This is a genomic window from Campylobacter anatolicus (assembly GCF_018145655.1).
Lineage (GTDB): Bacteria > Campylobacterota > Campylobacteria > Campylobacterales > Campylobacteraceae > Campylobacter_A > Campylobacter_A anatolicus.
This window is the reverse complement of record NZ_JAGSSY010000003.1, coordinates 99,337-122,661: the sequence shown is the minus strand read 5'-3', so window position 1 is coordinate 122,661 and position 23,325 is coordinate 99,337. Positions and strand designations below refer to the sequence as shown.

General features: G+C 35.3%; 24 protein-coding genes and 1 pseudogene. 8 read left to right on the top strand and 17 right to left on the bottom strand.

Annotated features, from left to right (window positions below; genetic code table 11):
• Positions 1–17: 17 nt before the first annotated feature.
• A complete protein-coding gene (locus tag KDE13_RS05945) occupies positions 18–1,178 on the bottom strand; it encodes a molybdopterin molybdotransferase MoeA (RefSeq protein ID WP_212141960.1) in 1,161 nt (386 codons plus the stop codon).
• A 2-nt stretch (positions 1,179–1,180) separates the two neighbouring features.
• Positions 1,181–2,446 carry a UDP-N-acetylglucosamine 1-carboxyvinyltransferase gene (gene murA, locus KDE13_RS05940; protein ID WP_212143200.1) on the bottom strand — a complete coding sequence of 422 codons (1,266 nt, stop codon included), beginning with the start codon at positions 2,444–2,446 and terminating at the stop codon, positions 1,181–1,183.
• Between the two features lie 132 nt (positions 2,447–2,578).
• Here murA and KDE13_RS05935 point away from each other — a divergent pair, with 132 nt between their 5' ends.
• From KDE13_RS05935 to KDE13_RS09570, 5 genes and pseudogenes are all read left to right on the top strand, one after another.
• Positions 2,579–3,250 carry an NlpC/P60 family protein gene (locus KDE13_RS05935; RefSeq protein WP_212143109.1) on the top strand — a complete coding sequence of 224 codons (672 nt, stop codon included), beginning with the start codon at positions 2,579–2,581 and terminating at the stop codon, positions 3,248–3,250.
• A 33-nt stretch (positions 3,251–3,283) separates the two neighbouring features.
• Positions 3,284–4,093 carry a ferritin-like domain-containing protein gene (locus tag KDE13_RS05930; RefSeq protein WP_212141181.1) on the top strand — a complete coding sequence of 270 codons (810 nt, stop codon included), beginning with the start codon at positions 3,284–3,286 and terminating at the stop codon, positions 4,091–4,093.
• The gene (locus KDE13_RS09580) at positions 4,086–4,298 is read left to right on the top strand and encodes a hypothetical protein (RefSeq protein WP_229204376.1); all 213 of its coding nucleotides are present in this window, start codon (positions 4,086–4,088) and stop codon (positions 4,296–4,298) included. The genes KDE13_RS05930 and KDE13_RS09580 overlap by 8 nt, the downstream gene beginning before the upstream one ends.
• A pseudogene (locus KDE13_RS09575) lies at positions 4,283–4,342 on the top strand (hypothetical protein); the annotation flags it as partial. The gene KDE13_RS09580 and the pseudogene KDE13_RS09575, both read left to right, overlap by 16 nt.
• A gap of 12 nt (positions 4,343–4,354) precedes the next feature.
• On the top strand, positions 4,355–4,582 hold the full coding sequence (locus KDE13_RS09570; RefSeq protein ID WP_229204393.1) for a hypothetical protein: 228 nt from the start codon (positions 4,355–4,357) through the stop codon (positions 4,580–4,582).
• Positions 4,583–4,926: 344 nt separating this feature from the next.
• On the opposite strand, the gene KDE13_RS05920 is transcribed toward KDE13_RS09570, so the two are convergent.
• The 4 genes from KDE13_RS05920 to murI form a co-directional block, all read right to left on the bottom strand.
• Positions 4,927–6,273, bottom strand: coding sequence for a TolC family protein (locus tag KDE13_RS05920; RefSeq protein ID WP_212143108.1), 1,347 nt, complete (start codon positions 6,271–6,273; stop codon positions 4,927–4,929).
• Between the two features lies 1 nt (position 6,274).
• Positions 6,275–8,200 carry a MacB family efflux pump subunit gene (locus KDE13_RS05915; RefSeq protein ID WP_212143107.1) on the bottom strand — a complete coding sequence of 642 codons (1,926 nt, stop codon included), beginning with the start codon at positions 8,198–8,200 and terminating at the stop codon, positions 6,275–6,277.
• Positions 8,197–9,393, bottom strand: coding sequence for an efflux RND transporter periplasmic adaptor subunit (locus tag KDE13_RS05910; protein ID WP_212143106.1), 1,197 nt, complete (start codon positions 9,391–9,393; stop codon positions 8,197–8,199). Before KDE13_RS05910 ends, KDE13_RS05915 begins: the two co-directional genes overlap by 4 nt.
• Positions 9,394–9,457: 64 nt before the next feature.
• Entirely contained in the window at positions 9,458–10,249 is a 792-nt protein-coding gene (gene murI, locus KDE13_RS05905) for a glutamate racemase (RefSeq protein ID WP_212141176.1), read from the bottom strand.
• A 91-nt stretch (positions 10,250–10,340) separates the two neighbouring features.
• On the opposite strand from murI, the gene KDE13_RS05900 reads away from it, so the two are divergent.
• The 3 genes from KDE13_RS05900 (at position 10,341) to murG (ending at position 13,651) form a co-directional block, all read left to right on the top strand.
• Entirely contained in the window at positions 10,341–11,402 is a 1,062-nt protein-coding gene (locus KDE13_RS05900; RefSeq protein WP_212141175.1) for a tyrosine-type recombinase/integrase, read from the top strand.
• A 69-nt stretch (positions 11,403–11,471) separates the two neighbouring features.
• Positions 11,472–12,632 carry an FtsW/RodA/SpoVE family cell cycle protein gene (locus tag KDE13_RS05895; RefSeq protein WP_212141174.1) on the top strand — a complete coding sequence of 387 codons (1,161 nt, stop codon included), beginning with the start codon at positions 11,472–11,474 and terminating at the stop codon, positions 12,630–12,632.
• Complete coding sequence (gene murG / locus KDE13_RS05890) at positions 12,629–13,651, top strand: undecaprenyldiphospho-muramoylpentapeptide beta-N-acetylglucosaminyltransferase (protein WP_212143105.1); 1,023 nt, start codon at positions 12,629–12,631, stop codon at positions 13,649–13,651. The genes KDE13_RS05895 and murG overlap by 4 nt, the downstream gene beginning before the upstream one ends.
• Here murG and KDE13_RS05885 read toward each other — a convergent pair.
• The 11 genes from KDE13_RS05885 to KDE13_RS05835 form a co-directional block, all read right to left on the bottom strand.
• On the bottom strand, positions 13,643–14,383 hold the full coding sequence (locus KDE13_RS05885; protein ID WP_212141172.1) for a hypothetical protein: 741 nt from the start codon (positions 14,381–14,383) through the stop codon (positions 13,643–13,645). The genes murG and KDE13_RS05885 overlap by 9 nt on opposite strands.
• An 84-nt stretch (positions 14,384–14,467) precedes the next feature.
• Positions 14,468–15,049, bottom strand: a complete 582-nt coding sequence (locus KDE13_RS05880; RefSeq protein WP_212141952.1) for an NAD(P)H-dependent oxidoreductase — start codon at positions 15,047–15,049, stop codon at positions 14,468–14,470.
• Positions 15,050–15,098: 49 nt separating this feature from the next.
• Positions 15,099–15,803: a carboxy-S-adenosyl-L-methionine synthase CmoA gene (cmoA, locus tag KDE13_RS05875; RefSeq protein WP_212141951.1), complete on the bottom strand. Its 705-nt coding sequence runs from the start codon at positions 15,801–15,803 to the stop codon at positions 15,099–15,101.
• Positions 15,793–16,665, bottom strand: coding sequence for a bifunctional riboflavin kinase/FAD synthetase (locus KDE13_RS05870; protein ID WP_212141950.1), 873 nt, complete (start codon positions 16,663–16,665; stop codon positions 15,793–15,795). Before KDE13_RS05870 ends, cmoA begins: the two co-directional genes overlap by 11 nt.
• Positions 16,631–17,338, bottom strand: a complete 708-nt coding sequence (tlyA, locus tag KDE13_RS05865; protein ID WP_212141949.1) for a 23S rRNA (cytidine-2'-O)-methyltransferase TlyA — start codon at positions 17,336–17,338, stop codon at positions 16,631–16,633. The genes KDE13_RS05870 and tlyA overlap by 35 nt, the downstream gene beginning before the upstream one ends.
• On the bottom strand, positions 17,328–19,289 hold the full coding sequence (gene ligA, locus KDE13_RS05860) for an NAD-dependent DNA ligase LigA (RefSeq protein WP_212141167.1): 1,962 nt from the start codon (positions 19,287–19,289) through the stop codon (positions 17,328–17,330). The genes tlyA and ligA overlap by 11 nt, the downstream gene beginning before the upstream one ends.
• A 10-nt stretch (positions 19,290–19,299) precedes the next feature.
• Entirely contained in the window at positions 19,300–20,439 is a 1,140-nt protein-coding gene (folP, locus tag KDE13_RS05855) for a dihydropteroate synthase (protein WP_212141166.1), read from the bottom strand.
• Positions 20,436–21,056 (bottom strand): DNA polymerase III subunit delta', encoded by a 621-nt coding sequence (locus tag KDE13_RS05850; protein WP_212143104.1) that lies wholly within the window; start codon positions 21,054–21,056, stop codon positions 20,436–20,438. The genes folP and KDE13_RS05850 overlap by 4 nt, the downstream gene beginning before the upstream one ends.
• A complete protein-coding gene (locus KDE13_RS05845) occupies positions 21,057–21,599 on the bottom strand; it encodes a HobA family DNA replication regulator (protein WP_212141164.1) in 543 nt (180 codons plus the stop codon).
• Positions 21,599–22,798, bottom strand: coding sequence for an aspartate kinase (locus KDE13_RS05840; protein ID WP_212141163.1), 1,200 nt, complete (start codon positions 22,796–22,798; stop codon positions 21,599–21,601). Before KDE13_RS05840 ends, KDE13_RS05845 begins: the two co-directional genes overlap by 1 nt.
• Positions 22,798–23,268 carry an RNA pyrophosphohydrolase gene (locus tag KDE13_RS05835; protein ID WP_229203877.1) on the bottom strand — a complete coding sequence of 157 codons (471 nt, stop codon included), beginning with the start codon at positions 23,266–23,268 and terminating at the stop codon, positions 22,798–22,800. The genes KDE13_RS05840 and KDE13_RS05835 overlap by 1 nt, the downstream gene beginning before the upstream one ends.
• Positions 23,269–23,325 lie beyond the last annotated feature (57 nt).

The window sequence follows — 23,325 nt, the reverse complement described above, 5'->3', positions numbered from 1 at the left end:
TTATTTTTACTCATTTGTCAAGATATCCTTGTTACAAAAATTTCACTACCAACCAAAAGCTCATTTTCATCGGGATTTGAGATATATATAGCATTACTTTTTATAAGTGGTTTTATCATGCCTGAACCAAATTTATTATTATCAGTTATATAGAATTTACCATCTTTTATACTGCCTAATACGATATTTGATCTACCTGATTTTATATTTATACTCTCGTTTAACACTACTTTTTCTTGTATTAAACTCCCATTTTTAAGCACAGGAACGACAAAAAGTATCGCACAAAGATAGGCTGCCATAGGATTACCTGGCAGGACAAAAATCAGCTTATTGTCCTTTACATAAGCCTTACAAGGACCTCCTGGACGCATATTAATTTTATCGAAAAGCTCACGATAACCAAGCTCATTAAGAGCCATTTTCATAAAATCCGCCTCACCTTTACTAGCACCGCCAGAACATATCAATATATCAAAGTTGTAAGCATTTTTAAAGGCATTTTTAGTCGCTTCAAAGTCATCTTTTATAATACCAAGATACTCACTATCAAACCCAGCCGAACGGATAACTGATGCGATACCTAGGGCATTTGCATTATAAATTTGATCTTCGTTGGCCAACTGCCACGGTTCAACTATCTCATTTCCACTTGAATAAATTCCTATGCGAGATGTTGCAAAAACGCTAACGTAGCTTATACCTTGAGAAGCAAGCATCATTATCTCCTTTGCTCCAAGCCTAATCCCACGAGAAAGTAGCGTATCACCTACCTTAACCTCTTCACCAGCAAAACGATGAGCGTTTCCTCTTTTTAAATTTGTAGGAGCAATAAGTTTGTCATCTTCTATTACCGCATCTTCAAAACGCACGATCGTATCAGCTCCAAGTGGCATTTTCGCACCTGTCATTATCTTTATGCACTCATTTTTGCCTATACTTAAAACCGCCTTATCTCCAGCAAATGCCTCACCTATGATAGAATATGGTTTATCTTTATCATCAAATTTAACCGCATATCCATCAAGTGCTGAGTTGTCAAAGCAGGGCAGATTCTTAACTGCAATCACATCTGAGCTTAAAACTCTGTCAAAAGCACTGCCTATAGGCACATTTTGGCTTACATTATATATAGTAAAATTTTCTCTTATCGTTTTTATAACTTCATTGACCTGCATTATTATTCCTCAAGCCGAGTAATATCTGCACCGAGATTTTTAAATTTATGCTCTAAATTCTCATATCCACGATCCAAATGATAGATCCTATGCACTTTACTAGTACCACTTGCCACAAGTGCAGCTAAAATGAGAGCCGAACTAGCACGAAGATCAGTCGCCATCACGTCAGCTGCATTTAGCTGTATCCCACCATGGATACTAGCGATATGCCCGTTTAAGCGTATATCTGCACCCATTCGCAAAAGCTCACTAACGTGCATAAATCGATTTTCAAATAGCCGCTCATCTATCACGCTAACACCGTTTGCCACAAGTGAAAGAGCCATAAACTGTGCTTGCATGTCAGTTGGAAAGCCTGGATACTCAGTCGTTATTATCTCGCATGGTTTGATAATTTTAGCTGGAAGTATGGTGATTTTATCATTATCTATTTTTATACCAAATCCCATCTGCTCTAGCTTTGTAAGCACTGCTAACATGTGATTTGCATTTGAATTTGTGATAGTTATCTTTGAGTTTGTTATCGCTCCAGCACACAGATACGTTCCAGCCTCAATGCGATCAGGAATCACTACAATATCTTTTAAATTTAATAACTTACCGCCACTGCCAACGATGATTAGTTCATCTGTACCGATACCTTGTATATCCACGCCAGCATCCATAAGCACTTCACACACTTGTACTACCTCAGGCTCTTTTGCCACGTTTAATAGGTGTGTTGTGCCGTGAGCCAAAGCAGCTGCCATTATGATATTTTCACTGCCGGTAACAGTTATCTTGTCAAAGACTATCCTAGCACCCCTTAGACCATCAGGAGCAGTTGCTACGACATATCCTTGCTTTATCTCTATATTTGCCCCCATCTTTTCTAATGCACTTAGATGTAGATCAATAGGTCGCTGTCCGATAGCACAACCGCCTGGTAGACTAACTTCACAATGCCCAAAACGCGTTAAAAGAGGCCCAAGAGTAAGTATAGACGCTCGCATTTTACGCACGATATCGTAGTTTGCTATGGTTGAGTTTACTGTGATTGTATTGATTTTAAGCGAATTTTGACTCTCAAATTCACAACTTGCACCTAAATTTCTAAGCAGTTGTAATAAAGTTTTTATATCAGCCACGTTTGGAACATTTGTCAGTTTTATCTCATTTTGTGCCAACAAAGTAAGGGCTATAAGTGGTAATGCAGCATTTTTAGCGCCACTTATAGCGACTTCTCCACCCAACTTTGCCCCACCTTGAATACGTAAATAATGCATCATAATTTTACCTATTTTTTTAATTTAACCTACATTATAGTGATTTTTTGCTTAGAAAACATTTTTTATACACAAACCAAGTATTTACAATTAATTGTTAAAATGCTATATATTTTAAATTTTAGGTTTATTATGAATAAATTTATAATACTATTATCCTTTATTATGGCTCTATTTTTTAATGGATGTTTATTTATCTCACCAAAATCTGAAACTATTGAGCCACAGATACAAATCCAAACCACGCAAACAACAGAAAATGATAAAAAATACATAGAAAAAGAGATACTCAAAGAGAGTAGGGAGCATAAAAATTTTGGCACATTTTTTAAAAAATATATCAATACTAAAGCTGGTGGCGACTGTTCGGGCTTTGTTTCAATAGTCAATAAAAAACACTCAAATATGTATTTTACTGAAAAAGATGTGGCTAAATTTTACGACAAAAGTGGTAGAAAATCAAAAGCGATATTTAACTTATATAGTAGCAAAAATTTAATTATCCACAAAGATCCTCGGGTAGGCGATTTGATATTTTTCTCAAACACGCTTGGCAAAGGAGTTCAGAAAAATAAAGATAAAAGCAATATTACACACATTGGCATAGTAACGCAGATAGCTAAAGATGGGACAGTTCGTTTTGTGCATCATTTAAGCGGTAAAGTTACACACAGTTATATGAATTTAAATGAAAAAAACACACACTTAAAAGGAAAAAAAGAGCTAAATAGTTATATCGTTCGTTGCAAAAGCTCAAGCTGTTTAGCGGCAAATAGGTTTTCCGGATATGGAAAATTAATATAAATTTATGTAAAATGCCACTTTCAAAGGGGCAAAATGGACTTTTTTAATTATCTTTTTGAAATCATAAACGAGAGCAACATTAATGTAAAATTTGATAAATTTAAAAGTTTTTATGATGATTTTATGATGGATAAGTTTATAAATTTTACTCGCAAAACACCACCAATTGCATTAAGTGAACCTTGTTATGCTAAATTTTGCGAAGTTGTCGAGATGAAGCAAATTAATAAAAAATCAAAAAATAAACAACTAAATTTTATACACTCAATCGCACACATCGAGTTTAGTGCTATTGACATCGCACTAGACGCATGTTATCACTTTGACGCACTACCAAAAGAGTATTATTGCGACTGGCTAAAAGTAGCCGATGACGAGATAAGACATTTTTTAATGATAAATGCACTTTTAGAAAAAATGGGTGTAAAATATGGCGATATGCAGGTGCATAATGGACTTTTTATAGCTTTACAAAAGACGCAAAACTCACTTATTCAGCGTATGGCACTACTTCCTAGATATATGGAAGCAAACGGACTTGATGCAAATTTTTATATCATAAATAAGCTAAAAGAGCAGGGTGGAGACGCTGAATTGATCGCAGTTTTACAAGTCATATTAGACGAAGAGGTCTCACATGTTTCATGTGGCGATAAGTGGTTTAAATTCGCCTGCAAACGTGAAAACATCGATCCAAATGAGTATATAAATATCGTGCAACAACTATATCCAAATTCATTTAAAACAACTAGAAATTTAAATGAAGCCGATCGAATCAAGGCTGGATTTAGTGTAAATGAACTTGAAAAGATAAAGAGTTTTCAAAGGAATTTTAATGAGTAAAATTTATTTTATCCGCCACGCAAAAGCTGTCAAAGAGGATAAAGATGGCGAAAAGGATTTTATGCGAAAGCTTAGTGAACGTGGCAAAGATGACACTAAAGTTATGAGTAATGAACTTAAAAAACAAAATATAAAACCAGATATTATATATCAAGCGATGCAAAACGTTGCGAACAAACCGCAAAGATCTTGGCGGATGAGCTAAAATTTAAAGGGAAAATAACTTTTGCTCATGAATTATACGATATCGACTTTAATGATATGCTAAAATTTATCAAAAATATCGATGAAAAATATAATGAAATTTTTATCATCGGACATAATCCTGCAACGACACAAACAGCAGAGTTTATAAGCAATTCTAGCATAGACAACATCCCTACTGCTGGGGTGTTTTGTATCGACTTACAAGAGTGTAAACTAGCTGATATAGATGAGGGTTGTGGTAGGGTAGTGTTTTTTAAATATCCCAAAAAGTATAAAAAATAAAATTCGCGAAAATATCTTAAAATTTCAAACCATAACCTTAAACCATTTATTTTTATCAAATTCTTATTATACTTATAACTTTACAAATTTTTTGATATAAAATGTTACAATAAATTTAATGGATAAGTTTTTAAACTACAAAAATATAACTCATTAAAATGCCTAAAATAGGCAATAAAATAAACTTTGAAAGTATAGAAATAAAAAAAATAAATAATAGTTTGAAAATTATAGTTTTCAATACAAAATATAAAATATTTAACTATTTTACTTTTTATCATATTTTACAGCTATTTTATTTTAAATAAATATATTAGTTTTAAAACATTTAGAGGATATAAAATTTATTTAGCGTTAAATTTACCAGCAAGTGATTTATACACATTTATCTCATCTTGCAAGATTTTATATTTTGCGTTTAACAAATTTATTTTAGCGTCTATCTCACTATTTTTAGCTTCTAAGAAATCTTTTAGTTCTGACTTACCGTGGTTATATTTATCATTATAAATTTGTGAAATTTCAGTATAATTTTGAGTTTGTTTAATATAATTTTCATATAGTATTTTATCTTTTTGTAAGCTCTGATATGCCGTATCTATCTCATTTAAAGCCTTGTTTAATATGTCAAGATATGTAAGTTTTACATTTTCAAACTCAGCTTCAGAGATACGCAAGTTTGCTTTTAACTTTGAGTAATTTAAAAATGGTAAACTCAAAGCTACACTACCGCCTAAAATATTTAATCTTGTTATATCCCCTACTCTATCGCCACTGCCTTTTATACTAGCCCCTATTGTAATATTTGGGTAAAACTCCTTTTCGCTCACTCGCACATTTAACAAGCTCTCTTCTATCCTAGCGATCGCAGCTTGTAGGTCTGGGCGATTTGATACGGCTTGTATAGGCACATCAATATCAACGCCAATAGGGCTAACATCACTTAAAATTCCATTGATATTTAGTTCAAATTTGGGTTCAACAGCAAGCAACACTCTCATCGTCTGCTTTGCGACTATTAGCTCTTTTTGTGTATTTTTTATATTATTTTTGATAGATAAAACTGAACTTTTTATCTGTTTTAAGTTTAACTCCTCTTCTTTGCCAAGATTAAATTTAGTCTGAATTATTCTTTCAAGCTCGTTATAGTTTTGCAAAGAGTTGTTATAAAGCTTAAGACTCTCGTTTAGATATAATATATTAAAATATCCATCTATCACGCTATTTATCGCACTTAATCTAGTCGCAGCTAGGTCAAATTTAGTAGCTTCAGCTTCCCAAAGTGCAGCATCTTTGGTATTTGCAAGTTTTCGCCATAGATCAAGTTCATAACTCACATTAACACCACTTGTATAGCTCTTTGCAAAATTATCATTTGTATTTATCTTTCGGCTACCATCAATCCCCAAACTCGCACTAAAACTCGGTAATAAATTTGCATCTAGCACACCAGCCTGAGCTAATGCCTTGTTTATGGCTATGGCTGACTTTGCAAGGTCTATGTTGTTCTTAAGAACAAGTTCAACAAGTGAGTTTAGCCTCTCATTTTTATACTCGCCCCACCAATTCTCACTCACGCTAAATTTATCACTAGTATCGCTTTTTAGAACTATTTGTTGGTAGTTTTCATCTATATTTTTCACCGCACAACCACTCAATAATAGAGCTAAAGCCAAGCTTAAATTTCTCATTTTACTCCCTTGAAAGTGCCTCTATAGGATCTAGTCGTGAGGCATTACGTGCTGGCATATATCCAAAAACTATACCTATCATCATCGACGTAACAAGTGCAATAACGATTGACGTATTTGAAAATATCATAATAAAGCCACCAAAATTTCTAAATCCATATCCTATCGCATAAGATAACGCTATGCCTATGCTACCACCGATGACACAAAGTAGTACTGCCTCTATCAAAAACTGCTGTAAAATATTACTAGACCTTGCTCCAATAGCCATTTTGATGCCGATCTCCTTTGTACGTTCAGTTACAGAGACTAACATTATGTTCATCACACCGATACCGCCAACGATTAGTGATATAACAGCGATAGATGAGATGAGAATTCTCATCGTTGAGATCGTGCTTTCGACAGTTTGTTTGACGCTATCTGAGTTACGAGTGAAAAAATCTTGTTTACCATGCTTTATTGTCAGTAGCTCTATTATGCTTTTTTCAGCTACTTGGGCATTTACGCTCTCTTTAACTCTTGCGGTTATCGAGCTTATGTGTTTATCGCCTGTGATTTTATTTATCGCTGTTGTGTACGGTATATAAATTTTAAGTGTGCTAGCGTCACCAAATGTAAAGTCATCTTTTTGCAAAACTCCGATGATACGAAGAGGACGTTTGTTAAACATTACAATCTGTCCAATCGGATCTTTATAAGCAAATATCGATTTTTTGGTATTTTGATCTATTACCGCCACAGATGATGATGACGCAACCTCATCATCATCATAAATTCGTCCACTTTCTAGCTTTAAGCCATTAACATCAAATGTGCCAGATCCACCACCACGCAAACTAGCATTAAGCGATATATTTTCAAACGTCAATGTGCCTGTTGTGGAGGTATTTGGTGTAACAGAGTCTAAAAATGACTGACGTGCAAGCATATCAGCGTCGCTTATGACTAGTGTTTTTACACGTCCTGAACGCATATCACCAAAACCTTTGCCTGGCATTATATCAATCGTATTTGTACCTATTTTGCGGATACCGGCTAAAATTTGCTCTTGCGAACCTTGTCCAAGTGCTACGACACTGATAACAGATGTGATACCGATAATGATACCAAGCATCGTTAAAAGTGAACGAAGTTTATGGGATAGCATCGCACTTATAGACATTTTAAAGCTTTCTATTAGCTGATCTTTATAGTATATTAATGCACTTTTTTGCACTACCTTTTGCTTTTCTAATCTATAAATTTCACTGCTTTTTATCGTGTCACTTATGATATTACCATCTTTTATCTCGATAACACGATTTGCATACTCGGCGATCTTTGGATCGTGCGTTACTACAATAATAGTATGCCCTTGTTTATGAAGCGACACAAGTATATCCATTACCATAATGCCACTTTTACTATCAAGTGCACCCGTTGGTTCATCGGCCAATATAATCTCACCACCATTTATAAGAGCACGAGCGATACTTACACGTTGTTGCTGACCACCGCTTAGTTTATTTGGCAAACTTAAAGCCTTATCATCAAGATTAAGCGATGTTAAAATTTGATGAGCTTTTTGCTCTCTATCTTTTTTATTTATACCTGCATAGACGCTTGGTAGAGCTACATTTTCAAGAGCACTCATCGACATAAGTAAGTTGTATCTTTGAAATATAAAACCAAATTTTTCACGCCTAAGAGCTGCAAACTCATCAGAGCTTAAATTTGATATATCACGTCCATCAAGCTCATACCTACCATCACTTGGACTATCAAGACAACCTAAAATATTCATAAGTGTTGATTTCCCAGAGCCTGACTGACCGATGATGGCGATAAACTCGCCCTTTTTTATCTCTAAATTTATGCCATGCAAAATTTCAACATCGCTATCGCCGACTTTGAAATTTTTACGTATATCTTTTAGGTTTATCACCTTATGCCTCTACTCTCTTTTTGGACCATTCTGGCGATCTCGCTTGAACTACTTTGAGATGTGATAATATCATCATTTTCATTTATACCACTGATGATTTGGGTGTCTAGATTATCGCTTATACCTAGTATAACTTCTGTTTTAACCGCTTTATTACCATCTTTAAGCACATAGACATAGTTCTTGCCCTGCTCTTTTTTGATAGCTATAGTTGGAATTATGATGGCGTCTTTTACTTCGTTTATTAGAAGTGTATTTTGTGTCGTCATGCCTATACGAAGTAGTCCAGCACTATTGTCAACTATGCTTTGTGCGTAGTAATAAACAGCTGAGCTGCTGGAGCTTGAGCTACTTGGGCTATTACTTGATTTTGACAAATATGAACCATCGCTAAGCGTAGTAAGAGCTGGATCGATTGAGCTTATAGTAGTTTTAAATTTAGTTGTTGGTTCTGAGAGTATTGAGTATTCTACCGATGTGCCGACGCCAACTTTTGTTATATCGCCTTCAGCGATTTGCATTTTAAGTTTTACGCGACTTAAATCAGCGATATTTACGATAGTTGGAGTAGTTTGAGCTGAATTTACAGTCTGTCCTTCTTCTACTTGAACAGAAACTATAACGCCATCTTTTGGTGCGACGATACGGGTGTAGCCAAGGTCTATTTTAGCAGTGCTTAGCTCTATTTTAGCTTGATTTATCTTTGATGTTATCTCTTTTAGATTTGCCACACTTGAAGCATAGTTGTTTTTAGCGTCTTCATAGTCTGCTTTTGAAGTCGCATTTTTAGCTAAAAGTGCCTTCTCGCGTTCAAATTTTGTCTTGGCTATATCAAGTACTACCTTTGCACTCTCAAGCTGTGCTTCATAAATTTCAAGCTGTGCTTGTTTGTTATTAACCGTATTTTGCTGCGTTGAGCTATCGATCTCAGCGATGAGATCACCTTGCTTTACGCTATCACCAAGCTTTATATATAGCTTTTTTATCTGCCCACTTACTTGGGCACCAACATCAATAAGCTCTGTAGCAAAAATCTCGCCATTAGCTATGATCTTTTTACTGAAATCTCCTTTTTGAGCCTTTTTAGTAATAAACTCAATATGCTCAACCGGTTTAAAATAACTATCATATACAAAATAACCGGCAACTGCCAATACAGCTAAAAAACATATAAATTTTATAAACTTCTTCATTATCTCACTCTTATTGATTTTTGCAATTTTAATTTAAAAAGGTGAATGATATGTTAAATATGATTTAGCATATCTTAATCATCTCTTCAAGCCTAGCTAAATACCGTTTTATACGAGCCAATTCACTCTGCTTTTCTACCTTTTTACCTGAATAAAAGAATTCTATATTTTGACTATTTTGTATATCATTTTTTTCTAAATTTAAATGATTTGTCTCACTTATAAGACGATTTATTGTGCCGTCAATACCATCAAGCAAAGCAACTTTTAGTGGTAAAATTTGACGTAGAGTGTCCTTAAAATAGTTAAAATGAGTGCAGCCAAGCACAAGCGATGAGTATTGCGAAAAATCAAATTTTTCTAGTCTACTTTGCAGATAATCACACACTTTTCGCCCATTAAACTCCTCATTTTCGGCAAATTTTACAAGCTCCGGTAACGCGATAACATCTGTAAGGTGATCTGTGTCTATTCGACGCAAAAGTCCTTTTAACTTCTCGCCATTTGCCGTTACTGGAGTAGCGATAACAAGTGTTCTGGCATTTGAGTTTAGATCTATCGCACGTTTAACGGCTGGCTCCATACCGATAATAGGCAGATCAAATTTAGCACGCAGATCATTTATTGCTACGCTAGTTGCAGTATTGCAAGCAATGACAATAGCATCTACATCCTGCTGTATTAAAAAGTTCACTGCATCACTTGTAAATTTTAAAATTTCATCTCTACTTTTTAGCCCATAAGGGACATTTTCTACATCAGCATAATATAAAAACTCAATCTCTTTTAGCCTTTTTATAGTAGCGTGAAGCACACTAAGACCGCCGATACCAGAGTCAAAAAATGCTACTTTCATATAAATTTTCCTTTTTTAAAAACGTAATTATAACGCAATTAAGCGTATTTTGTATATAATTTTCAAAATTTAAATCTAACTAGGAAAGCTCTTGAAATACGCACTTGATTGTAAAGATAGTTTTGAAAAGTCTATGCTTTTTTGGCTATCTCGTTATATAAAATTTAAGCTTAGCTCACTCTCAAATAAAGAGCTACGAGATCCAAAATCTTTAACAAATGTAAATTTTGCACTCAACAAACAGATGGCAAATATCGATGAGCTTGATGGTTTAGTTAAAATGGCACGAAACGCTGGATTAACCGGCATAAATACCTACTTTAATCCGCTGAAAAAAATTTATGAAGCACTCTGTTTTTATGGGCTTGAAAGTTTAAAACAAATAGATGAAGAGCTTTTAAGTGAAGTTTTAGCAAGCGTTACAGGTGGACTGAGTGATGCGAGTAAAAAAAATTACCGAATTTCAGTGATAAATTTTTTCTCATTTTTAGATAGACAAAACGAAGAAAATGGTAACGCTCACGTCTTTGATATAGCTCTTAAAAACTGGGGTGGCATAAGCGGAGCAAGGGGACAGAAGCTACCTGAGTTTATGAGCGAGGATGAGGTCAAAAAATTTTTAATAGCTATCGATGAAGTAGATTTTAAAGCAAATACAAATCGAAACCGACTAATCATCAAAATTATCATTTTTACGGGTATGCGTGTCAGTGAAGCTCTAAATATAAAACGTAAAGATATAACAGAAGAAGGCGATCTATATGTTATCAGAATTCGTGGTAAAGGTAATAAATATCGTATCGTAATGATAAAAAAAGAACTCATTGTTAAGCTACTTGATACCATTGCGATAAACTATATCAACAAAGAAGGTTATCTTTTTATCAATAAAAAAGGCAATCGCTTAACCCAAGCTTATGTAAGCCGTATAGTTGAGCAAATTCTTTTTCGTGCAGGAATCCGCAAAGAGAAAAATGGAGCACATATGCTTCGCCATACTTTCGCAACGCTACTTTACAAAAAGCAAAAAGACCTGGTGCTAGTACAAGAAGCCTTAGGACACTCAAGTCTAAACACATCACGAATTTATACACACTTTGATAGCGACAAACTAAAACTAGCCGCCCAAGTAGCCCAAGATCTAAGCAAATAAAGGCAAAAAACAAGGAATTCATAAGTGAAATTTTATTATAATCGCCTTTTAAATTTAGAGGTGAATTTTTTGACAACTGATAAGATTATATTTTACATATGTGCGACGCTAATTACAATTAGCATTATCTTTTCATTGTCTTTACCAGTTTTTACAGTTTTGTATTTTGATTATAGCGAATACCACTTTTTTATCCGGCAATTCGCAGTCGGCTTTCTTGGGATATTTCTAATGTGGATAATCTCGCAGCTTAATCCAGACAAGGCATTAATATGGCTGGGGTTTGGGCTTTTTGGATTTTGCATAGTTGCTATGGGACTTATGTATGTGCTACCAAGCTCTATGGTTACAGATGCCGGTGGTGCTAAACGCTGGATAAGACTTCCTGGATTTTCACTAGCACCAGTTGAGTTTTTTAAGATCGGTTTTGTATATTTTTTAGCGTGGAGCTTTGCACGCAAGATTGACGAGAGTAAAAAAAGTCTTAAAGAAGAGCTCAAACTACTTTTGCCATATATGTTTGTCTTTCTCATCGTGGTTTACCTTATCGCTGTGCTTCAAAATGACTTAGGACAAGTTGTAGTTTTAGCACTTACACTCATTATGATGGCACTTTTTGCTGGGACAAGTATGAAAATTTTTAGTATAGGTTTTTTAGTGGCAACATTTTTGGCAGTCATCGCCATTATCAGCTCAGAACACCGGATTTTACGTATAAAGTCATGGTGGGGAACGATACAAGGTATGGTTTTGTCTATATTGCCAGAAAGTGTAGCTGACGTGCTTCGTGTAGCTGACGCACCAGAGCCATATCAAATTTCACATTCACTAAATGCTATAAAACACGGTGGATTTTTTGGTGAAGGGCTTGGAGCTGGTGTTTTTAAACTTGGATTTTTAAGCGAAGTGCATACAGATTTTGTATTGGCTGGTATCGCAGAAGAGATCGGTGTAGTTGGTATTTTATGCATAGTAACGTTGATACTTATGCTTCTTTATAGAATTTTTAGAGTTTCAGCGAGGAGTGAAAACAAGGTCTATCATCTATTCTCACTCGGTGTCGGGCTACTTATATCATTTTCATTTTTAATGAATAGCTACGGTATCACATCCATAACTCCCATAAAAGGTATCGCAGTGCCATTTCTAAGCTACGGTGGAAGCTCAATCTTAGCTCTTTGTATCGGCATTGGTATGGTTTTAATGGTTAGCAAAAAGGCAAAATTATGATAGTTGTTAGCGGTGGTGGAACTGGTGGACATCTAGCTATAGCTAGAAGTTTGACTGAAGAGTTAAACTCACGAGGCATAAAGCCCATATTTATCGGCTCAACGCAGGGACAAGATAAAGAGTGGTTTGAAAACTCAGAAATTTTTAGCAAAAAATTTTTCCTACAAAGTAGTGGCGTTGTAAATAAACGAGGGCTAGAAAAGGTAAAATCGCTTTTAAAAATTATAAGTTTATCTTTAAAATGTTGTAAAATTTTTAAACAAAATAACGTAACTAAGGTCATAAGTGTAGGTGGCTACTCTGCTGCACCTGCTGCATTTGCTGCCCTACTTTCTCGCACCCCACTTTTTATCCACGAGCAAAATGCCATTACTGGTAAGCTTAATCAAATTTTAAAACCATTTGCAAAAGGATTTTTTAGCTCTTATGATGAGTTTTTGCCATATGATTATCCAGTAAGTGAAAAATTTTTTAAGAGTGCTAGAGTACGAAATGAGCTTAAAACTATACTTTTTTTAGGCGGTTCACAAGGAGCAAAAGCTATAAACGAACTAGCTATAAATTTAGCTTTAAATCTCAAGCAAAAAGGGATAAAAATAATCCATCAATGTGGTAAAAATGCATTTAATGAATTAAAACAACGATATGCATTACTTGGCTTAGATGATAATGATGTCGAGCTTTTTGACTTTAGCAAAGAGATAGAACAAAAAATGAGTGTTGCAGATCTTTGTATCAGTCGTGCTGGGGCTAGCTCACTTTGGGAGCTTTGTGCAAATGCATTACCCACAATATTTGTGCCATTTCCATATGCAGCTGGTAATCACCAATATCACAATGCTAAATTTCTACTTAATAAAAACATCGCTAAAATTTGTCTACAAAATGGTGATAATATAGAAAAAGACGAGATATTTAGCTTAATATCAAATTTTGATATAGCTTCAAGTTCAAATATACTTAAAACTATCATAAGCCAAAACGGCACAAGCAATATAGTAGATAAAATTTTAAGCTAGTCTTTCACCTATCGCATTAGCCTTGATCTCGCGTAGCTCATAGATAAGATAGTGGTAGATAAGTTCATTTACTTTTAAGCTTTTTTTATTACTAAAAACCGGTATTATCATACTCATTATTTTATCTGTTATACCTGCGATCTCAACAAGCAAAAGCTCATCTTGACGACTTTTAGCAACTATTATACAGTTTGAAAAAAATGTAAATATCATTTTAAATTCCTTTAAAATAACATTTGCAACAATCTTAGAATCAAAATGTATAATCTTTTGCACTCTATTTTTTATAGCCACCAACTCGTTTAAAAGCGTTCTAATCTTAACTCTTTGACTAGAATTTGTAGAAAATATGCTATTTTTATCTTTTTTTGTTAAAAATTGATACTCAACCACGAGAATTTCTATGATATTTTCTATCATTTCTATGCTCTGGTGCAAATTTTTATTCGCCTCAAGACTAACGCCCTCTTTTTCTATTTTATGGTATATACTCATTTTTGTTTGATTTAGATATGAGCTGATATTTTCATAATACTCATCATTATTAAATGTATTTTTGAAAAAATCACCTTCACGTCTAGCTTTTTGTACCTTTTGGCGTAATATTTCAGCAGTTTTATTAAACTCTATTGGGTCCGTACTCGGCTTGATCTCATCTATATTTACATTATCATATATGCTAAGATCATCCTTTATGCGTTCGATTTGTTTTTTTAAAAGTTCATAATCCATCAAATATCTCTTTAATTTTCTAGTAATTATACTATAATTTAGTAAGTTTTAAAAATGAAGACTTAAAGACTAAACCTCTAAAAATTAATTAAAAATTTTAATTAAATGTGCTTTATAATCACAGATATATTTTTTAACTTGCGGATTTTTAATAACATCATTGCAGATAAATGTCGGTAATGCACTCATACCGATAAACTCGTGAGCTTTATGTAAGTGCATATAAACGCCATCCACACCAACACCGCCGAAAAACTCATTTTCCCAAGTAAATGCCTCAATCGGTGCATTCCAAGTAAGAGAGAACATATATTTTTTGCCTTTTAGCAAACCGCCCTTGCCATAATTGATCGCAGGATTTACATGGCTTCTGCCATCGCTTTTTATAAATTTAAGTCCACCAGCACTAAAAACATCATCAATGTATTTTTTAACTATCCAAGGCTCACCCATCCACCATCCTGGCATCTGCCATATCACAACGTCCGCAGATAGCCACTTTTCCACCTCTTTGTCATTATCATAACCCTTATCTATAATGGTTTCACTTACCTCTTTGTCAAGCCCTAAAAGTGTCTCTTTCGCAACTTCACAAAGCGTATCGCTAAGTTTACCTCCAGATGTCCAAAACGCTTTACCACCATTTATAAGTAAAATTTTATTCATTTTTACCCTTTATAAATTTCTCGTATTATACATTAAATGACGCAAAATTTTATTTAAACGCTACAAAGCTCATAAAATTTCCCCACTTAAACACGCTCTCCACTCGTCTAAATCCAGCCTCAAGGACTAAAGTGCGATTTTCATTTTCGGTATAAGGGATAAGGACATTTTCAAGTGCTTCACGTTTTTGAGCGATCTCGTAGCGTGTGTAGCCCTGCTCGGCTTTATAATTTTCATAAATTTCTATTATATCTTTAGCAAATTTTTTATCTTCATAAATTATCTTTTCGCTAAAAACAAATAATCCGTTTTCATTAAGTGCATTATAAATTTTATTTACTAGCTCGGCTCTACGTATAGGGCGGATAAACTGAAGAGTGTAGTTCATCATAACAGCATCAAAATCATGTAACTCGCACTCTAAAATATCACCAACTTTAAAATTTATCTTCGCTCCATATGCAGCGGATTTTTTACGTGCATTTTCGATCATCGCCTCTGAGCTATCCACGCCAAAAAGCTTAAGATCTCTACGTAGCCCAAAAAGTAAAAGTAAACTTGTAGCAGTGGAGCAACCAAGATCTATCACGCGTGCATTTTGATGTAAAAATTTTGCTAAAATTTGTGCTATAAGCTTACCGCTAACATCATAAAATGGCACGCTCCGCCCTATCATATCATCAAAGACACTAACAACGAAATCATCAAATTCAAAATGCTTTTTTATAGGCTCTTTAAAAATTTCATCTCTCATTTTTTGCACCATCTACAAAAAGCTGACAAACTAGTGTCTTACCTGCTACATCTTTTATATCTCGCTCTATCTGTATTTTAAGCTCAGCAAGACTGTTAAATTTTATATTATCACGCATTCTAGCGATAAAACATACTGCGATATGGCGTGGTGTGATCTTTATGTCCTCGTTTATTAGGTGTGTTTCAATGCTATATTTGCCATCTGTGCTAAGGCGATTGCCTATGAAACTAACGGATGCATAAGTTTTATAGCCAATGCGTGTTCGCGTAGCATAAACACCAGGTTTTGGCACTATATAACAATCAACTGCCAAATTTAACGTCGGTACGAGCTCTTTTGAACCAAGCCCTTGACCGCTAATAACATCGCCTTCCATTGAGTATTCGCGTCCTAAAAGTGCATTAGCCTCTTGCATTTCGCCATTTTTTATATATTCACGTATAGCAGAGCTATGCACTCCTTTACCGTTGAAACAAAACTCATCAACTACTACAATCTCTCCGTCAAATATCCGGGCTAAATCGTGCTTATCCCACGCCCTATTTCGCCCAAAACGAAAATCATATCCAACGACTATCTTTTTTAAATTTTTAAAATCCCGTTTAAGTAAGTCGATAAATTCCTCACCACTAAGTGATTTTATACTTTCAAAATCATACAAAAAACAGGGATAGTTTGAATACTCTGCACGTTTTAGCTTTGGTGTGATATTTGCCTTATTTTTATCTATCACAACCAGCCCACCGAACTCGCCAAGCCGTTTAAGTAGCTGTTTATGTCCACGATGAACACCGTCAAAATGCCCTATCGCAATGGCAGTTATATTATCCTTTGTTAAAAGCGTAAAAAAACTCGGCATTACCTTCTTTTCCTTTTATCTCACACTCCGCTTGTGCGATCCTAATCCATTTTAGTGAACTTACCGCAATCTCAAATCTACGTATAGCCGCGGCGATAGCATTTTTATCCGTTACAACGCCTTTTTTGCTACGTTTTGCATCTTTGCCAACCTCAAACTGTGGCTTAAAAAGTATGATAATAGTTGCGTTTTTATCGGCATTTGTATCTATTGCGTTTAAAATTTCAACTACCGATATAAAAGAGACATCGCAAGTTATAAGCTCAAATTTAAACTCATTTTCAAAGGCTCTAATATCGGTATTTTCGTAAATTTTTACTCGCTCATCAGCTCTTAGACTATCGTCAAGCTGATGCTCTCCGACGTCTACGCCGACTACACTTTTAACACCTTGTCGTAATAAAATTTGTATAAAACCACCAGTTGAGCTACCTATATCAAGAACCGTTTTGTCCTTAAGATCAAAATTAAAAGCATCTAAAAATGCCCTAAGTTTCAATGCTCCACGCCCAACAAACACCTCATCAAGCAGTGCTATCTCGCCACTCTCACACTCAAAGCTAGGCTTATTGCAAATTTGTGAGTTTAGCATAACTTTACTCGATTTTATCAGCTCACTAGCCTTATTTCTGCTGATATTTAACCGCTGTGCAACAAAGTTATCAAATCTCATCTTTACTATCTAACACCTTTAATCTCTCATACTCGCTCTCATCTATCACACGAACACCAAGCTCATTTGCTTTTTCTAGCTTACTTCCAGCCTCTGTGCCAGCTAAAACAAAGTCCGTCTTTTTAGAAACTGAGCCGACAACTTTGGCTCCATAGCTTTCAAGCTCAACTTTAATCTCATCTCGTGGGCGACTTAGAGTACCGGTGATAACAAAGCTCTTACCACTCAATGCATTTTGTATTGTTTGAATCTTTTTTGCCACTGGTTTTACGATAGCTAATAAATTTAAGATGCTATTACGATTAACATCTTTAAACTCAACAAAGCTTTTCACCATTTCTTCGCCGAATCCATCTAAACTTATAAGCTCGTTATAACTTACATCAAGCCACTCATCACCAAAATTTTCAGCTATTTTTTTAGCCGCTACTTCACCGATATGTTCACACCCTAGGCCAGTGATAAATCGTGATAGTTCACAACCTTTACTCATTTGTATTGCATTTAATAAATTTGAAATTTTTTTATCTTTAAAGCCTTCAAGTCCTAAAAAATCTTCAAATTTAAGCAAATAAATGTCTATAATACGAGTTATCAGCCTCTTTTCATAGAGTAAATTTATAATCGCATCACCCAAACCATCGATATTTAGGCACTTTTTAGATGCATAGTGAATGATAGATGCGACAACTCGTGCCTTACAGTCAAGATTTTGACATTTGATAAACACACCCTCATCAAGCAGATGTGAACCACACTCAGGGCAAAACTTCGGTCGCTCGATAATTTGCTCAGTGCCATCCCTGCGATCTTTAAATACATTTGTAATTTTTGGTATCACATCGCCTGAACGAATAACTGAAACGTAGTCGTTTTTCATCACACCAAGTCGTGCAATCTCATCAAAATTATGTAGTGTTGCGGAACGCACTCTAGCCCCATCTATCATAACTTCATCAAGTATGCCAACAGGCGTAACGACACCACTCCGTCCTACTTGTAAAGCAATATCTACCAAACGCGTAACTTTTTCGATCGCTGGAAATTTAAAAGCGACCATAAATTTAGGAAACTTAACTGTATATCCAAGCTCTTCACAGTCTTTTATATCATCAACGCGAATTACCATACCATCAAGCATAACCGCCTTGCTATCGCGTTTTAGTAAAAGCTCATTGTATGCATTTTCTATCTCATCTGCACTTATAACTTTGAAAAACTCATCACGCTTAAAACCAAGAGAACGTACAAAGCCCATTATCTCACTATGTCGTGTAAATTTTAGACTATGCTCACCCACCCCCCAAGGGATAAATAGTAGCTTTCGCTTTGATGTCACACTACTATCTAGCTGACGCAAGCTTCCGGCTGCGGCATTTCTAGGATTTGAAAGCACCACTTCGCCATTTTTAACTCGCTCTTCATTTATTGCGTCAAAGTCGCTCTTTTTTATCACGACCTCGCCACGGATCTCTATACGCTCGTTGTATGAAATTTTAAGTGGTATGGATTTTATCGTCTTAGCATTTATCGTTACATCTTCACCAACTAGTCCATCTCCACGCGTGATAGCTCGTACTAAAATGCCATTTTCATAGAGTAAATTTAAGCTAGCTCCATCAAATTTAGGTTCAACAACAAATTTTCGCCCCCATTTTTCACCGCGTTTTAGCCAAGCATTTAGCTCATCAATATTAAAAATATCCTCCATACTCCACATTTGCTTTATGTGCGAGGCCTTACTAAATCCATCACTCACAGCTCCGCCGATACGCAATGTAGGTGAAAATAGCGAGATCTCTTCTGGATATTTCTCTTCAAATTCTACCACCCAACGATACAGAGCATCATACTCTTCATCACTCGCAATAGGCGTATCATTTTCATAATACGCCTTCGCCCATTCGTTTAGCGTTTCTACTGCCTTTTCATACTCATATCGTTTAGTCATACCAGCTCTTTTACCACAAATTTGTATCTCTCATCGCACAATCAAGTGCAAACATCTGTGCGTGTTCGCTAACATCATGTGTTCTAATGATCTTAGCACCATTTTCAAAGGATTTTAAGTGCAGATACAAGCTACCTGGCAATCTCTCGCTTACTTCACTTGGTGCGTAAAAATTTATAACTGACTTACGACTAGCTCCTACTAAAAGAGGATAGCCAAAATGCAAAAAATGCTCCAAGTGTTTAATAAGCAACATATTATGCTTAGCAGTTTTACCAAAGCCAATCCCTACATCAAGCACAAGCTTTTTAGCTCCCAAGGCCGTTACCTGTTGAATCTTTTGATCGAAAAATTCATCCATCTCACCAATTAAATCATCATAATGTGGTGCATTTTGCATATTTTGCGGATCGCCTTGCATATGCATCATACAAAATTCTGCGTCATATCTTGCCGCAAGGATAGCCAAATTTGTATTTGCTGTTATATCATTTATCATAGCAAATCCATGATTTAGCACGTATTCAAGGCAGTATTCATCAAAACTATCGAGACTAAATTTTGCCTTTTGGTGCAAATTTAGACGATAAATTTCATCTACGATATCCTTAATCCGCCTAAACTCCTCTTCTCGACCGCAATAGACACTGCCAGGTCGTGAGCTAACACCGCCAAGATCGATGTAGCTAGCACCCTGCTCGATCATAGCTTCGATACGCTTAATACCATTTGAATTATTTATACGACTCTTTGCATTAAAGCTATCTTCATTTATATTTACAACGCCCATTATTTGAGGCTTTGTAGGCTTTTTAAAGTTTTTAGACAAAAAATTTGCTAAATTTTTAAGCCCAAAGTCCTGCACTTTTTCTTTTTTTGCCAATGCCTCAAGCTGAGCGTCAGTCCCCATCAAAAGTGCATTTGAACATAGATCATGTGCTAAAATAGTATCATTATGAGTTACTAACTCCGCACCAACGCTTAAAGCATCTTGTTTTAAGATATTTGCCGCTGGAGAGCTTATATTGTCAATAAAAATAAAATTTATACAGCTCTTTTTTGCCATCAAATTTGCTCCAGCCATGCTAGGCTTGATACACTCACAAATGGCATTAAAGTCACTGTCTTTGTTAATCTTATAAAATTTCATACACGTCCTTTTTCAAGTATAATAAGCAAAAGTGGAGTTAAAAGTGCGTGGCATTTTGTATTTAGATCGGCTAGGCTTATTAGCTTATAAAAATACTCGAACTCATCTTGACTAAATTTAAAGCCACTTTCTAATGCTTTAGTCATAATGCAAGACAAAAGGGCTTTTAACTCGTTTTTGCCAAATTTGTCAGCTCGTTCATTTTCTACGCATTCATCTATAAATTTATAAATTTCTTTTAAACTTAGAGCTTTTAAATTTAAATTAAGCTGGTTTTTTTCAATCTTTTGTATTCTGTTTTCTACGATCAAACGCGATCTGATCGTAGGCAATAGCATATTTTTACTATTTATGGCAATTAAAAATTTGATATTTCTCGGTGGCTCTTCGATAATTTTTAATAGTGCATTTTGTGCTTCAGTGCGATAGCTTTTAGTCATTATTACAAGCATCTTTTCACTTACTTCGGCGATATAAGCTTCGTTTATAACATCATGAGCGTTTTCTATTAAAAACTCATCGCTTATAAAAAATCTCAAATTTTTAGAACCAAACTCACTTTCAAGCTGTGTTTTTAGCCCATCAAAATCGCTTGTGATTATGATCTTGCTAATCATCTACAAAATAACCTTTGCAAAAAGTACAGCGTCGATACTTTTATCAAAAAGCTTAAAAAGTGATATTAACTTTATATCTAAATTTTCATCACTTGAATTTAGATAGAAGCTATTTTGTGCCTGTTCGTCAAATAACCACATATAGCTATCATCAGCACCTTTTGCGATCTGAGCACGTTTATCGATACTTTTGCCTATATAAAAATAGACATAGCCATTCGGAAATGCGATACTCAGCATATCTTGTAAAAGTAAAATTTGTTCCTTTGAGTTTATCTCATCAAGTGATGGATAGATCGCACGTAAACTCACAAATGGCAATAATGGACGAGCATTTGCAGGGCTATTGATCTTTTTAAGCAGATATGTCTCAAACCATGTTCGATCATCGTCAGTGATAACAATAAATGTGCGTCCTTGTAGTAAAAATTTGAGTCTCGAAGCAAGAAGTGGCGTCCACTCCACGCGACGCTCTTCCATCCAACTCATAGACGCACTTTCTTTTCTGATCGCGTCAAGCGTCCATTTTATCAGATCTTGCATTATTTATCTAATTTATACGCTTCGTGCAACACACGAACAGCTAATTCGCCATATTTTTGATCGACTATCATTGAAATTTTTATCTCGCTAGTTGAGATCATTTGGATATTTATCCCTTCTTTTGCAAGCGTTTCAAATGCCAAACAAGCAACACCACTATGGCTCTTCATACCCACACCCACGACTGAGACTTTAACTATAGCATCGTCGTATTCGATATTATTAGTTACAGCCAACTCTCTCATAGTCTCTTTTGCGATGTCTAGCTCATTTTGTGGAACAGTAAAGCCTAAATTTGTTGTCCCATCGTATCCTACATTTTGTATTATCATATCTACATTTATATTTTTGTGTGCAAGTGCTGTAAAAATTTCAGCTGCAATACCTGGCTTATCTATTATTTTACGCAATGTTACTCTTGCTTGATTTTTATCCAATGCTATACCACTTACTAAAACTGCTTCCATACTATCCTCCTGTGTTATGAGTGTTCCTTCATTATGATTAAAACTACTTCTTGTTACTAGCTTAACATTTAGTTTTTTTGCCATCTCTACAGAGCGATTCTGTAGAACTTTTGCACCAGCACTTGCAAGTTCAAGCATCTCATCATAACTTATTTTTTCAAGTTTTTTTGCCTTTTTTTCTATCCGTGGATCCGTTGTATATACGCCATCAACATCTGTAAAAATTTCACACAAATCAGCACGTAGTGCTCCAGCTATGGCAACCGCACTCAAATCGCTTCCGCCGCGTCCAAGTGTAGTTATATCGCCGTGTTCATCAATGCCTTGAAATCCAGCCACCACAACTATACGCCCAGCACTAAGTTCATCTTTCATACGCTTTATATCTATCTTTTCGATACGTGCTTTTGTATGAATATCATCGGTTATTATACCTGCCATCGCACCTGTTAGGCCGACACACTCATATCCTTTGGCGTTTAAAGCGATAGTTAAAAGTGCTGTTGTTACCTGCTCTCCGGAGCTAAGTAGCATATCCATAGCTACGCCATTTGGATGCTTACAGAAGTGTTCGCCGTATTCGACAAGCTGATTTGTAACACCGCTCATCGCAGAGACGACCACAACGACATCTGCACCGGATCGTTTAGTCTCTATTACGCGATCTGCAACCGCCTCTATACGCTCAAGTGTCCCAACACTTGTGCCGCCAAATTTTTGAACGATTAGCATTAAAAAAATCCTTTCTCTTTAAAATAAGTTAAAACCTTGCTATAAATCGGCTTTTTAAAGTGATTTATATCGTTTAAAACATCACGTACATTAATAAATTTGTATTCACTAAACTCAGGATGTTTTGTATCCAAACTAATGTTTGCATCGTTTTTTAAACGTACTAGAAAATATCTCTGTGTCTGTCCATCATAAGGATACATTTTTTTACTTGCATTACTTGGAAAGTCATAGCTAAGCCATTCTGGATACTCATCAAGTATTTGCACCATATCTGTGCCTATCTCCTCTTTAAGCTCTCTTAAAAGTGCCTGTTTTGGACTCTCACCCTTGTCTATGCCACCTTGTGGAAACTGCCAAACATCTCGTAAATCGACTCTACGTGCAATAAATATTTCACATTTAAAAGGATATGAACTAGACAGAATGACTGCTGCGACATTTAGTCTATAGTTTTTAGACATTATCATTTACCTAATTATTTAAATTTTTGGTATTGATTTTACCCTATTTTGTTTTATATTCGG

Excerpts from the sequence above, each read along its gene's own strand:
- KDE13_RS05945 (WP_212141960.1), bottom strand. The coding sequence starts at position 1,178 with ATGCAGGTCAATGAAGTTATAAAAACGATAAGAGAAAATTTTACTATA.
- KDE13_RS09570 (WP_229204393.1), top strand. The coding sequence starts at position 4,355 with ATGCTAAAATTTATCAAAAATATCGATGAAAAATATAATGAAATTTTT.
- KDE13_RS05930 (WP_212141181.1), top strand. The coding sequence starts at position 3,284 with ATGGACTTTTTTAATTATCTTTTTGAAATCATAAACGAGAGCAACATT.
- KDE13_RS05840 (WP_212141163.1), bottom strand. The coding sequence starts at position 22,798 with ATGCTAATCGTTCAAAAATTTGGCGGCACAAGTGTTGGGACACTTGAG.
- KDE13_RS05880 (WP_212141952.1), bottom strand. The coding sequence starts at position 15,049 with ATGAATAAAATTTTACTTATAAATGGTGGTAAAGCGTTTTGGACATCT.
- cmoA (WP_212141951.1), bottom strand. The coding sequence starts at position 15,803 with ATGAGAGATGAAATTTTTAAAGAGCCTATAAAAAAGCATTTTGAATTT.
- murG (WP_212143105.1), top strand. The coding sequence starts at position 12,629 with ATGATAGTTGTTAGCGGTGGTGGAACTGGTGGACATCTAGCTATAGCT.
- KDE13_RS05910 (WP_212143106.1), bottom strand. The coding sequence starts at position 9,393 with ATGAAGAAGTTTATAAAATTTATATGTTTTTTAGCTGTATTGGCAGTT.
- KDE13_RS05885 (WP_212141172.1), bottom strand. The coding sequence starts at position 14,383 with ATGGATTATGAACTTTTAAAAAAACAAATCGAACGCATAAAGGATGAT.
- KDE13_RS05870 (WP_212141950.1), bottom strand. The coding sequence starts at position 16,665 with ATGCCGAGTTTTTTTACGCTTTTAACAAAGGATAATATAACTGCCATT.
- KDE13_RS05920 (WP_212143108.1), bottom strand. The coding sequence starts at position 6,273 with ATGAGAAATTTAAGCTTGGCTTTAGCTCTATTATTGAGTGGTTGTGCG.
- murA (WP_212143200.1), bottom strand. The coding sequence starts at position 2,446 with ATGCATTATTTACGTATTCAAGGTGGGGCAAAGTTGGGTGGAGAAGTC.
- tlyA (WP_212141949.1), bottom strand. The coding sequence starts at position 17,338 with ATGAGATTTGATAACTTTGTTGCACAGCGGTTAAATATCAGCAGAAAT.
- KDE13_RS05850 (WP_212143104.1), bottom strand. The coding sequence starts at position 21,056 with ATGATTAGCAAGATCATAATCACAAGCGATTTTGATGGGCTAAAAACA.
- folP (WP_212141166.1), bottom strand. The coding sequence starts at position 20,439 with ATGAAATTTTATAAGATTAACAAAGACAGTGACTTTAATGCCATTTGT.
- murI (WP_212141176.1), bottom strand. The coding sequence starts at position 10,249 with ATGAAAGTAGCATTTTTTGACTCTGGTATCGGCGGTCTTAGTGTGCTT.
- KDE13_RS05935 (WP_212143109.1), top strand. The coding sequence starts at position 2,579 with ATGAATAAATTTATAATACTATTATCCTTTATTATGGCTCTATTTTTT.
- KDE13_RS09580 (WP_229204376.1), top strand. The coding sequence starts at position 4,086 with ATGAGTAAAATTTATTTTATCCGCCACGCAAAAGCTGTCAAAGAGGAT.
- ligA (WP_212141167.1), bottom strand. The coding sequence starts at position 19,289 with ATGACTAAACGATATGAGTATGAAAAGGCAGTAGAAACGCTAAACGAA.
- KDE13_RS05845 (WP_212141164.1), bottom strand. The coding sequence starts at position 21,599 with ATGCAAGATCTGATAAAATGGACGCTTGACGCGATCAGAAAAGAAAGT.
- KDE13_RS05835 (WP_229203877.1), bottom strand. The coding sequence starts at position 23,268 with ATGATAATGTCTAAAAACTATAGACTAAATGTCGCAGCAGTCATTCTG.